This is a genomic window from Mesorhizobium sp. M7A.F.Ca.CA.004.04.2.1 (assembly GCF_004022825.1).
Classification (GTDB): Bacteria; Pseudomonadota; Alphaproteobacteria; order Rhizobiales; family Rhizobiaceae; genus Mesorhizobium.
Genome location: NZ_RZPH01001057.1, coordinates 1 through 1,997, shown reverse-complemented (window position 1 = coordinate 1,997; position 1,997 = coordinate 1). Strand labels below are relative to the sequence as shown.

Genomic DNA, 1,997 nt, shown 5'->3' with positions numbered 1-1,997 from the left:
GTACGCGCTTGTCGAAGATCAGCGGGATCTGCTTGCCGTAGCCCAGCGCGAACAACAGCGGGAAGCCCCAGAGGGCTGCCGCGGCACCGCGCAGAAACAACACTTCGTAGGACGGCAGGCCTGCTGTCGCGAGCTTCATCATCGTGTCGTTGACGAGATACGACCCCGTCGAGACGATCATGAACAGCGGGCCGCGGATAGAGGCAGGGATGAAATGCATCCGGCCACAAGATCAGAGGCGGGTGGTGGCGGCAAGAGGTGCCAATGGGGCAGCGCCGCTCAGCAACGCCACCAATTCGCTCTGACGGCCGGTGCCGGTCTTGTAGAAGACGCGCTCAAGGTAGGTACGGGCGGTTTTGACCGTGATCCCGTGGTCAAGTGCCGCCGCTTTCAGCGGACGGCCGGATACCAGCGATGCGGCAAGCTTTGCCTCGGCCGGAGACAGATCGAAGAGCGCGCTCAGAATTTGCGGCGACGGCTCTTGGTTGCCCATGCGGATCGACGCTGCAACGACAAGGATGTTTGCACCTGCGAATATGTCCCTTGCCGATCGGCGAAGCGGCAACACATGCAGGACGACAGCGGGTTGATCGATCGTCTGGCGAACGGGAATGGACCTGACGATTGGCACGATGGCAGCCGAAGTGCTCCTGACTGCCTCCTGGAACAGCAAATCGGCTTTCGGATCGCCGATTGCCAAGCCGTCATACGCCAGCGGCTGAAAAATGGACGGCAACGCATCGAACAGTCCGTTGGTGGCAACCACCTGTCCGCCGGCCGACATGACTGCGGCAGGAAGCCCAACGCTCTGCAGGGCCGATACGGTGGCCAACGCCCGCTCCAGGCCAAGCCTTGCCGCAACAAGCCCGGCGCGGGCAAGATGCGGGCGAAGGACGTTGAGCGAGGCGATGGAGGTTGGGTCATGCGGACCGTCCTGCAGACGACGCTCCACACTGTAGATCACGACCTCGCCATTGGTCATCGGTATGACCATGCCGGTTTGCCAGCCCAATCCGTACCTGATCAATTCGTGTCTCATCGGATCGGTTTCCAATTCGTCCGGACTGAAGAGTTCGACGTCGCGAAGAAACCCATCGACACTAGGCTTCCAGCGCAACGGACGATCGTTGTTTCGCCACGCGTCGGAAGAGAATTCAATCAGCGCATCCATAATCGATGCCGATGCCGCAAACCGCGGCGGATGAGCCTCGCTGGCGACCAGCAAGGCGCCGCCTACCGATCCCGACATCGTGCTCAAGCCGTCAAGCACCACCGGCCACAGCTCTGGCACGAATGCGGCTTCGTAGATTCGGTCGATCAGATCTTCCATGAAAGTTGCCCCTCAATCGGCACGGGAACGAACGATCCGCCCAGCCATCGCGCTAGCGATATGAATGACCTGTATCGGCTGAGCAAACCAGATATTCGCCATATCGACAAGCGCCCGATCCTCGGCTTCGGATCCAGTATGCAACGCCCATTCCATTTGACGGTTCGCCTTCCTATATCTGCGTCTCATCCCGCAATCGGATCGATGGTTCGGACTGAGTGAGACGGCACCCGGCCAAAAGACGCTTGTGTTTTTTGGCCTTTGTCGCTAATCGCCCCGCATTCGACTGAACTGAAGGTCTTCGACCGAACTGAAGATCCGGGCCGTCCAAGGAAAGAGACAATGGCCAAAGGTAAATTCGAGCGTAACAAGCCTCACGTGAACATCGGCACGATTGGCCACGTCGACCATGGCAAGACGTCGCTGACGGCGGCGATCACCAAGTATTTTGGCGAATACAAGCGCTACGACCAGATCGACGCCGCCCCTGAGGAAAAGGCGCGCGGCATCACGATCTCGACGGCGCACGTCGAATACGAGACGGCTGCCCGCCACTATGCTCACGTCGACTGCCCCGGCCACGCCGACTATGTGAAGAACATGATCACCGGTGCCGCGCAGATGGACGGCGCGATCCTGGTCGTGTCGGCTGCCGACGGCCCGATGC

General features: G+C 60.2%; 2 protein-coding genes and 1 pseudogene. 1 reads left to right on the top strand and 2 read right to left on the bottom strand.

Going from position 1 to position 1,997, the window contains the following annotated elements:
• Together EN893_RS31215 and EN893_RS31210 are read right to left on the bottom strand one after the other, a co-directional pair.
• Positions 1–220, bottom strand: a pseudogene (locus tag EN893_RS31215) (EamA/RhaT family transporter); the annotation flags it as partial.
• A 12-nt stretch (positions 221–232) separates the two neighbouring features.
• Entirely contained in the window at positions 233–1,225 is a 993-nt protein-coding gene (locus EN893_RS31210; protein ID WP_127273425.1) for a helix-turn-helix transcriptional regulator, read from the bottom strand.
• 447 nt (positions 1,226–1,672) lie between these two features.
• Between EN893_RS31210 and EN893_RS31205 the strand changes: the two genes are divergently transcribed.
• The coding region (locus EN893_RS31205) for a GTP-binding protein (RefSeq protein WP_206640207.1) at positions 1,673–1,997 on the top strand (325 nt) is incomplete at its 3' end.